The organism is Actinophytocola sp. (genome assembly GCF_050699935.1).
Taxonomy (GTDB): domain Bacteria; phylum Actinomycetota; class Actinomycetes; order Mycobacteriales; family Pseudonocardiaceae; genus Actinophytocola.
Genome location: NZ_JBOHGB010000081.1, coordinates 21,620 through 31,218, shown reverse-complemented (window position 1 = coordinate 31,218; position 9,599 = coordinate 21,620). Strand labels below are relative to the sequence as shown.

The following is a 9,599-nucleotide window of genomic DNA, read 5'->3' as shown; positions in this document are numbered from 1 at the left end:
GTCTCGGCGTCCGCGAGTGCCTGCTCCGCCTCGGCGAACTCGGCCGCCGCGGCCCGCTCGGCCTCCTCGGCCGCCGCCGCGGCGGCGCGCAGCCGCTCCAGCCGGTCGGTCAGCGCGGCCGACCGGGCATGCGCCTCGCGCCAGCGCGACAGCTCGGTGTGCTCCGGCAGCTCGACGCGGGCGGCCTCGGCCTCTGCCTCCCGCTTCTCGGCGGCCGCCCGCTCCTCGGCGCGGCGCCCGACCTCCTCGTCGGCGGCGGCGAGGCGGGAGGACAGGTCGACCACGTCACCGGGCCTGCGCAGGGCCCGCAGGTCGGCCAGCTGCGCGTCCACCTGCTTGGCCGCCTCGTGCGCGTCGTTCCACCTCACCCGCAGCGCGGCCATCTCCTCGACCGCCGAGTCCACTGTGGACACCAAACCCTCGAGGTCGGCGACCCGGCGGGTGGCCGACGCGATCACCTCGTCGGTGACCGTGCCCAGCTCGGCGAGCCGCTTCTCGGCCATCTCGAGCTTGCCCTTCGCGAGTTGCTGGCGCTCCCTGGCCCGCTTGCCGACGTCCTCGTAGACGGCGTAGGCGAGCAGCGCGATCAGCAGGTCCTGCCGGTCGCCGGGCTTGGCCTGCAGGAACTCCGCGAACCGGCCCTGCGGCAGCACGACGCACTGGGTGAACTGCTCGTAGCCGATGCCGAGCAGCTCGCTCACCGCGCCGGTGACCCGGTCGCCCTCGGCCTCCGCGCGGACCACGGCCTCGAGGATCTTCGCGAGATCGGCGTCGGGCGGGACGCTCTCGTCGAGCCGGTCCAGCCGCGCCTCCTTGGTGTGCACGTTGCCGCGCGCGTCGCGGCGCAGCTGCCGGGCCGCCGCGTACCGCCCGCCGGCCGCCTCGAACACCAGGCAGACCCGGCCCTCGTTGACCGAGGGCGCGAGCGCGTTGCGGATCACGTTTCCCTTGCCCCACCGCGGAACCGTGCCGTACAGCGCGAAGCACAGCGCGTCGATCACCGTCGACTTGCCGGACCCGGTCGGCCCGGTCAGCACGAAGAAGTCCACATCGGACAGCTGGACGTCGGTGTGCTCCCGGTAGCTGCCGAAGCCCTCGAACACCAGGCGCAGCGGGCGCATCTACCGTCCTCCCGTGGTCTCTGTGTTGGATGGTTCGCTCCGCTCAGTCGCTAGAACGCCGCCTTCCCTCCTCACGTGCTCGGCGCTCGTTCCTCGCGCCTGCGCGCGCTCGCCGGAGCGACGCTTGCGGAGCGACCCTGTCTCAGTCCAGGCGGCGTGCGCTCCTTCGCTCCCGCTCACGTCGTCGAGCAGCTCGGCGAACATCGTGCCGAGCCGCGGGTCCTCGATCTCCTTCTCCGCCAGGAAGTCCGCGAACAGGTCGGTCGGCGAGCGGCCGATCCGGGTGCGCACCGCGCCGCCGCCGTCCACCCGCGCGCGGAACTTCTCGTCGATCTGGACCTCGAGCGTGTTCGGCAGCTTCTCCCGGACCAGGTCGGCGAGCCCGGCGCTCGCCTTCTGGGTGAGCACCACGCGCAGGAACGCGTCCCCCGCCTCCTCGCCGGCGGCCACGACCTCGTCGAGCGTGCCGCGCAACGTGGCGAGCGGGCGGCCGCCCGTGAGCGGCACCGGGCGGATCTTCGCGCGGCTGTCCGGGGTGGCGTGCACGATCAGCGCCACCGGCTCGTTGGCCTCCTCGCCGAAGTCGAGCGCGATCGGCGAGCCGGAGTAGGCGATCGGGCACGGGCCGCCGATCTGCTGATAGCGGTGCAGGTGGCCGAGCGCGGCGTAGTGGGTGCTCGGCGGGAACGTGTCGGGCGGCACCTCGTAGCCGAGCAGGGTCTGCACCGCGCGCTCGCCGCCGCCCCACCGGCCGCCCAGCAGCGTGGCGTGCGTGGCGACGAGGTTGACGGTGTCGCCGGTGAAACCCTGGCACAGCACGTCGATGATCGCCTTGACGCGGTTGGCGTAGTCCTGGTTGTGCCGCCCGGGGTCGTGCAGCAGCACCTCGGCCGCGCGCACGGCGACGCGGTGGGACAGGAACGGCAGCGCGGCGACGACCGCCCGCTCACCGGAGCGGGTGTCGAGGGTGAGCGTGCCGCCCGAGTCCGGGCGGCGCGGCGTGCCGATCACGTGGATCCCCAGCTCGCCGAGGACCGGGGCGTAGACCTCCTGCACGAGCCGCTGGTTGTCGTGGTTGCCGGCGAGCGCGACCACCTGCCGGCCGTCCGCACCGGCGCCACCGCGCAGTGCCATCAGCGTCTTCATCACCAGCGACTGCGCCTGCGGGGTCGGCGCGGACGTCTCGAACAGGTCGCCGGCCACGACCACCAGGTCGACGTCCTCCTCCCCGGCGATCCGGACCAGGTCGGCGAGCACGGCGCGCTGCTCGTCGAGGCGGGGCTGGTTCTTGAGCACCTTGCCCACGTGCCAGTCGGCCGTGTGCAGGATTCTCATACCCGCCTCCCCGGAATTTCAAAGTGTTGGTCACGCTGGGAGATGACACTCCGGTTGGTCACGTACTTGTGGCTGGGTCGCGTCCCGTTCCCCTTGGGTGCGGTTGGGGAGCGCTCGGCCTTTTCATAGAACCCTTTCTAGAACGGTGGTGGGTCGTCGTCGGGGATGCCGGCGAACGGGTCGGCGGGTGCGGCCGGACCGGTGTCGACCCCGGTCCACGCACCCTTCTCCGCCGGGCGGGTGGCCCATGCCGGGAACGGGAACTCGATCGCGAGCGGCACCGGGATGTCCGGCTGCGACACGAACATCGTGCCGGGCTTCGCGATCGTCGCCCGCTGCCGCTGGGCCGGCGGCAGGTAGCCGTACTCGGGCCGGGACGCCTCGGCCGGGTCGAGCCGGCCGGCCACCCGGATCGAGCAGTTCGCCACGATCCGCCGCTCGACCTCGCTCGCCGTCTGCTGCGCGCCGATGAGGATCACGCCGAGCGAGCGGCCGCGCTCGGCGACGTCGAGCAGGATCTGCTTGATCGGGCTGTCGCCCTCGCGCGGCGCGTACTTGTTGAGCTCGTCGAGGACGATGAACATCAGCGGGCGCGCGGTGCCCTGCTCCTCCTTGCGGCGGAACTCCTGGCGCAGCGACACGCCGACCACGAACCGCTGCGCACGGTCGGGCAGGTTGTGCAGGTCGACGACCGTCACCTGGGCCTCGCCGGTGGTCAGCGAGCGGTTGCCCCGGTCCTTGAGGTCGGCGCGGATGATCGTCGACAGTGGACGGACCGCCGAGCGCAGCCGCCGCAGGAAGGCGTTGACGCTGCCGGTGGAGGTGCTGCCGGCCACCCAGTCGCGGCGGGTCTCCTCGTCGAGCAGCTCGTCCTCGATCAGCCCGACCAGCTGCTCGAAGCTGCGCAGCGGCCCGCCGCGGCCGGGGTCGACATCGGCGATCTGGACGGCGCCGTCCGCGCCGACCTTGCCGTGGTCGCGCTTGAGCCGGACGGCCACCTGGCCGATCAGCATCGTGTACTGGCTGCGCTCGTCCTCGCCGTCGGCGAACACGAACGGCATGAGCTCCTGCGCGCAGAACTCCGCGAGCGTCCAGTAGAACGGGCTCACCGCCCGGTCGCGGGCGCGCACGTCCGGGGTGCCGCTGGGGTCGCCGGGCCGCGGCGGGGCGAAGACCTGGACGTTGTGGAACGACGACGCGGGCAGGCCGAGCAGCCCGTACCGGGCCCGCTGCTCGTCGGTCAGCCGGGAGTTCGCGTAGTCGAGGAAGAGCAGGTCCTCGCCCTTCACGCTGAAGACCAGCGCCTTCGTGTTGTGCGCCTCGCCTTGCAGGACGCCACTGGTGAACATCGAGTGCAGCAGGAACGTGGCGAACGACGTCTTGGTCGCGATGCCGGACACGCCGGAGATCGACACGTGGCCGCCGCGGGTGCCGTCCACGAACTCGAAGTTGAGGAACACCGGCTGGCCGTCACGACCGAGCCCGACGGGCAGCTTGGCGCCGGCCATCGTGTCGAAGTACAGCGCCGAGTCCCGCTCGTCGCCGGTGGCCCGGGCGACCTCGGTGCCGGGGCGCGGTGGGACGTAGACCTCGGGCTCGACCCGGGTGACCGTGACCTCGGCGACCTCGCTGACCTCGGCCGGCAGCGCGCCGTCCCGGATGAGGAAGACGTCGGAGGCGAACCGGGCGCCCTCGTGACCGGCCTCGACGCCGGTGACCACGCCCGCGATCCGCACCTCGGTGCCGTCCGGCAGCTTGCGTCGCGTCACCACCACGTCGTCGAGCTGGAGGAACTGGTCGGCCGCGACGCCGACGGAGAACTCGAGGGGGCTCGCCGCCACAGTGCCGACCACGAGCCCCACCGGCACCTGCCCGGCGGACAGGGCACCGTTGGGGGACGGACTCGGCTCGGCCACACACGCTCCTCGATCGCGGAGCCTGCAGTCTAAGTCCGGCGCCGGACAACACCCGGCAACCACACCGAGCCGCGTCATCCCAGACCGCGAGTCCAACACCCCGGACCCGCGAGTCCAACATTCGGGACGCCCGGAACGTTGGACTCACCGGTCCGGAAGGTTGGACTCGCGAGTCCGGGAGGGGGGCTCGCGGGTTACTTGCGGGCGGCCAGGCGGGCCTGGACCTCGGGTCGGCGCAGGGGCGGGAGCTTCGTGGGCGGTTGCTTGCGCGGGGGGAGCTCCGCCAGCAGCCGGGTGGTCGCCGCGGCGACGGTGGCCACCGCCTCCTCGAACGGCTCACGGGTCTTGTCCGTCACCGACTGGACCCCGCTCACCTTGCGCACGTACTGCCGCGCCGCCGCCTCGATCTCCTCGGGCGTCGCGGCCGGCTCCAGGCCTCGCAGAGCGGTGATGTTTCGGCACATGCGCCCGAGCCTACGTCGCCCCACGCCACACCGCGCCGCCCCGAGCCACACCGGCCACACCGGTCACGGACACCGTCACCGCAGCGCCAGCTCGTCGACCACGTCCGTCAGCTTCCGCCGCCGGGAGAACACCGCGCGCTGCCGGTCCGCGCCGGTGCCCACCGACCGCAGCGACGCCAGCCCCGCCTCGACGAACGCCGCGTCGGGCCCCAACGCGGGCCGGAGCAGCCCGACCAGGTCGGCGAGCTGATCGTGCAGCGGGGCCGGCGCACCGGTGACCGGGTGCAGGCACTCGCCCCGCAGTCCGTGGCGCGACGCGCGCCAGAGGTTGGCCCGCAACACCGCGTACGGCACGTCCTGGGCCGGCACGCCGACGGAGATCCGATCGACCGCGTGCTCGACGAGTCCACGCACCAGGATCGCGAGCAGCGCCGCGTCCGAGGCCGAGGCCGCCACGTCGCAGACCCGGAACTCGAGTGTCGGCTGGTGCTCGGAGAGCCGGATGTCCCAGTAGACCATGCCCTTGTCCAGGATCGCCCCCGAGCGCAGCAGAGCGTCCACAGTGGACTCGTACTCGTCCAGCGAGGCGAACACCGGTGGCGGGCCCGCCGACGGCCAGCGCGACCAGGTCTGGTACCGCCAGCTCGCGTACCCGGTGTCGAACCCGTCGAACGGCGAGTTCGCCGTCACCGTGAGCAGCACCGGCAGCCACGGCCGCGCGTGGTTGACGACCTGCACGGCCAGCGCCCGGTCCGGCAGGTCGACGTGCACGTGACAGCCGCACGTGGCGCCCGCGCGGGCCGTCGCGCCGTAGAGCCGGGCCATCCGCTGGTAGCGCGGCTTGGGCGTGATCCCCGGCCGGTCCTCCTCCGGCAGCACGGGGCACCCGCTCGGCAGCAGCCGCAGGCCGCGCTCCCGCGCGGACGAGGCCAGCGAGCCGCGCAGCGTGGTCAGCTGGTCGAGGATCTCGTCGGGCGTGCGGCAGACGTCGGTGGCCGACTCGACCTGGCACAGCGTCAGCTCGGTCTCCAAGGCCCCCGCCTGCTCACGCGCCGAGCCGACGACCTCGGGACCGTGGCCGGACAGCTGGCCGTCCGCGTCCACGAGCAGGAACTCCTCCTCCACACCAACCAAGCGCGGCACCAACGTCACCTACCCGTCGACCAGGCCCGACAAACACGTTCGGTACACCTGGCCGACCCGTGCTGACGGAAAGTCGCGAAGTCCGCAGCAGAACTCGAAAGTTTCCACCGAGATGGCCGATTGCCTCGATCCACACCGGAACTCACGCTGAGAACGGTCCGGTCCCCCTGCAGCCGGACGTCCCGGATCCGTGTGGAGGCAGCCCATGCGTCTCGTCCGCTCCGCCCTGCTCGCTTTCTTACTCGCCGCCCTGACCGCCGGCTTGGCCCTCGTCGGCCTGTCGCCGGCCCAGGCGGCCGCCGGCCCGTACACCGCGCTCGGCGACTCGTACTCCTCCGGCGTCGGCACCCGCACCTACTACCCCGACTCCGGCTCCTGCTACCGCTCGCCGCGGGCCTACCCGGTGCTCGTCGCCCAGCGTCTCGGCGCGCCGCTCACCTTCGCCGCCTGCTCCGGCGCCCGCGTGCCGGACGTCCTCAACCAGCTCGGCAGCCTCAACGCGAGCACCGAGTACGTCACGGTGTCGGTCGGCGGCAACGACGCCGGGTTCGCCGACGTGATCACGCAGTGCGCGCTGCCCTGGCCATGGACCTGCACCGCGGACATCGACAACGCCAACAACTACATCCGCAACACGCTGCCCGGGGCGCTCGACAACCTCTACACCCGCATCCGCGACCGCGCGCCGAACGCACGGGTCGCGGTCGTCGGCTATCCGCGGCTGTTCAACGGCGAGGCGTGCAACGCGCTCGCGCGGATCAGCCGGGCCGAGCAGACCGCGCTGAACCAGACGGCCGACCTGCTGGCCACGACGATCGCCGGCCGAGCCGCCGCACACGGCTTCGGTTTCGTCGACGTGCGCGGGGCATTCACCGGCCACGCGGTGTGCGACGACGCCGAGTGGATCAACGGCCTGTCCAACCCGATCATGGAGTCCTACCACCCCAAGGCCGTCGGCCAGTCCTCCGGGTACGCCCCGGCGGTGCAGAGCCGGCTGAGCTCGCTGACCGTCGACCGGCAGGCCCCACCGCGGTCGGTGTGACCAACGTTCACGTCACGAGGTGATTTCCGCTCCTGCGCTGGGAATTCGGGTTTGGAGGTGCGAGGATCGGGGTACGGTCGGCCGTGGGTCGGCCGGCCCTGCGACAGCCCACCGCGGGAGGGCCACCGTGGCCAAGCACAAACTGACCGCCGATGTCCGCGAAAGTGTCCACGAAGAACTGAGAACGGGCAATCCCGCACCGATGCGGCAGCGCCCGTCACCGCGACCCGGTGATCGCCTGCGCAGGGCGGTCGAGGCGGCGCTCGCCGAGCTGGCCGCGACCGCCAGCCCCGACGACCCGACCCGCCACCGGCTCGACGACCTGCTGGTGGGCGGCCTGGCGTGGGCGGCGGCCACCGGCGACACCTGCCGCCTCGAGACCGCAGTGCACGACGTGCGCACCGCACGCGTCCGGCTCGGCGCGGACGACCCCGACGGGGCCCGGACCGCCCTGCTCGCCGCCCGGGACGGTCTCGGCCGCCCACTGCCGAGCCGGCGCGACGGGCGCTGACCCGGTCGCGAATGGACGCTGCGCTCCGCGCGCTCGCCGCCGCGCACGGTGTCGCCACGTGGTACGAGGACACCGAACGCCGCCGGATCGACGTCGCCGACGACGTCGTGGTCGCGGTACTCGCCGAGCTCGGCGTCGACGCCGGCACACCCGCGACCGTCGCGGCCGGGCTGTCCGACGCCATCGCCCGGCGCGGCCGCGTGAGCGCGCCCGACCCGCTGGTGGTGCGTGCCGGGGAGACGCCCACGATCGGTGCGCCGGGCGAGCTGCGCCTGGAGGACGGCACGACCCGGCACGTAGGCCACCACCTACCCGACGACCTGCCGCTGGGCTGGCACACGCTGGCCATCGAGGATCGGCGGACCACCGTCGTGGTGACGCCGTCGACGCTGCCGCCGGTGCCGGCGGCGTGGGGCTGGATGGTGCAGCTCTACGCGCTGCACTCGGCCGGTTCGTGGGGCATCGGCGACCTCGCCGACCTGCGCACGTTGGTCCGCGGCTCGGCGGAGCTCGGCGCGGGCGTGGTGCTGGTCAACCCCGTGCAGGCGATCACCCCGGTTCCGCCGGTCCAGCGCTCGCCGTACTCGCCCTCGAGCCGCCGCTTCGCCAACCCGCTGTACCTGCGGATCACCGACACCGAGGCGTTCCGCGCGGCCGCCCCGCAGGTGCGGGCGGAGGTCGAGGCACTCGCCCCGCCGACCGGCGCCGAACCGACCGACGGTTTGATCGACTATGACGCCGTCTGGTCGGCGAAGCTGGCCGCGCTGGAGCTGCTGTGGCGGCGCTCCCCGCCGCTGCCGTCTCCGCCGGACGACCCGGACCTGACCGACTTCGCCACGTTCTGCGCGCTCGCCGAGCGGCACGGCCCGGACTGGCGGAAGTGGCCGGCCGAGCTGCGCCATCCGCGCGCCGCCGCGGTCGACGCCGCGCGGCGGGACGACCCGCGCATCGCCTTCCACGCGTGGCTGCAGCGGCTGTGCGCCGAGCAGCTCGCCGAGGTCCGGGCCGCGGCCGCGGGGATGCCGGTCGGGATCGTGCACGACCTGCCCGTCGGCGTGGACCCGGCCGGCGCGGACGCGTGGGCGCTCCAGGACGTGCTGGCCTCGGACGTCACGGTCGGCGCGCCGCCGGACGCGTTCAGCCAGCGGGGCCAGGACTGGAACCTGCCACCGTGGCGACCGGACAAGCTGGCCGCCGCCGGGTACGCCCCGTTCCGGAACGTCATCCGCGGCGTGCTCGCCCATGCCGACGGCATCCGGGTCGACCACGTGATGGGCCTGTGGCGGTTGTGGTGGATTCCGCCGGGCCGCCCGCCGAGCGAGGGCACCTACGTCCACTACGACGCGAACGCGCTGCTCGGCGTGCTCGCCCTGGAGGCGCACCGGGCGTCGGCGATCGTGGTCGGCGAGGACCTCGGCACGGTGCCCGACGAGGTGCGCACGACCCTTCGCGAGCGCGGCGTGCTGGGCTCGGCCGTGCTGTGGTTCGAGCGCGACGAGGACACGCCGGGTGAGCCGCTGCGCCCGCCCGCCCGCTGGCCGGCCGGGGCGATGGCGAGCATCTCCACCCACGACCTGCCCACGACGGCCGGTTTCCTGCGCGGCGAGCACGTGCGGGTGCGCGCCGAGCTCGGCCTGCTCGCCGACCCGGAGGCGCAGCGGGCGCGGGCGGCGGCCGACCGGGCGGAGCTGCTGACCGAGCTGTCGGCGCACGGCCTGCTCCCGCCCGACGCGACCGAGGAGAACCTCGTCGTCGCCCTCCACCGGCTGCTGGCCACGGCCGCGAGCACGCTGCTGCTGACCTCGCCGCAGGACGCGCTCGGCGAGCCGCGCCAGCCGAACCTGCCCGGCACCGTCGACGAGTACCCCAACTGGCGGATCCCGCTTCCGGTGCCGGTGGACGAGCTCCTGGCACACCCCGTGGTCCGCCGCGCCGTGGCGGCGCTGCGCGCTGCCCGACCCGGGGCGGCCGCGCCACGGTCGGACCGCCCGGCCGGGCCCGCGACCTGAGTCCCGACGCCGTCACCACACGTCACGAGACGTTGATCACTTCTCCGCGGCCGGTGCG

8 protein-coding genes are annotated in these 9,599 nt (G+C 73.6%); 3 read left to right on the top strand and 5 right to left on the bottom strand.

Annotation, left to right across the window (positions count from 1 at the left end):
• From ACRDTB_RS23715 to ACRDTB_RS23695, 5 genes are all read right to left on the bottom strand, one after another.
• The coding region (locus ACRDTB_RS23715; RefSeq protein WP_431433656.1) for an AAA family ATPase at nucleotides 1-1,121 on the bottom strand (1,121 nt) is incomplete at its 3' end.
• Complete coding sequence (locus tag ACRDTB_RS23710) at nucleotides 1,122-2,456, bottom strand: exonuclease SbcCD subunit D (protein WP_431433655.1); 1,335 nt, start codon at nucleotides 2,454-2,456, stop codon at nucleotides 1,122-1,124.
• Nucleotides 2,457-2,593: 137 nt separating this feature from the next.
• On the bottom strand, nucleotides 2,594-4,372 hold the full coding sequence (locus tag ACRDTB_RS23705) for an ATP-binding protein (RefSeq protein WP_431433654.1): 1,779 nt from the start codon (nucleotides 4,370-4,372) through the stop codon (nucleotides 2,594-2,596).
• 194 nt (nucleotides 4,373-4,566) lie between these two features.
• The gene (locus ACRDTB_RS23700; protein WP_431433653.1) at nucleotides 4,567-4,836 is read right to left on the bottom strand and encodes a DUF2277 domain-containing protein; all 270 of its coding nucleotides are present in this window, start codon (nucleotides 4,834-4,836) and stop codon (nucleotides 4,567-4,569) included.
• 75 nt (nucleotides 4,837-4,911) lie between these two features.
• Nucleotides 4,912-5,979, bottom strand: coding sequence for a carboxylate-amine ligase (locus ACRDTB_RS23695; protein WP_431433652.1), 1,068 nt, complete (start codon nucleotides 5,977-5,979; stop codon nucleotides 4,912-4,914).
• A 205-nt stretch (nucleotides 5,980-6,184) separates the two neighbouring features.
• Between ACRDTB_RS23695 and ACRDTB_RS23690 the strand changes: the two genes are divergently transcribed.
• The 3 genes from ACRDTB_RS23690 (at nucleotide 6,185) to malQ (ending at nucleotide 9,541) form a co-directional block, all read left to right on the top strand.
• The gene (locus ACRDTB_RS23690; protein ID WP_431433650.1) at nucleotides 6,185-7,021 is read left to right on the top strand and encodes an SGNH/GDSL hydrolase family protein; all 837 of its coding nucleotides are present in this window, start codon (nucleotides 6,185-6,187) and stop codon (nucleotides 7,019-7,021) included.
• A gap of 127 nt (nucleotides 7,022-7,148) precedes the next feature.
• Entirely contained in the window at nucleotides 7,149-7,532 is a 384-nt protein-coding gene (locus ACRDTB_RS23685; protein ID WP_431433648.1) for a hypothetical protein, read from the top strand.
• Nucleotides 7,533-7,543: 11 nt separating this feature from the next.
• Entirely contained in the window at nucleotides 7,544-9,541 is a 1,998-nt protein-coding gene (malQ, locus tag ACRDTB_RS23680) for a 4-alpha-glucanotransferase (RefSeq protein WP_431433646.1), read from the top strand.
• Nucleotides 9,542-9,599 lie beyond the last annotated feature (58 nt).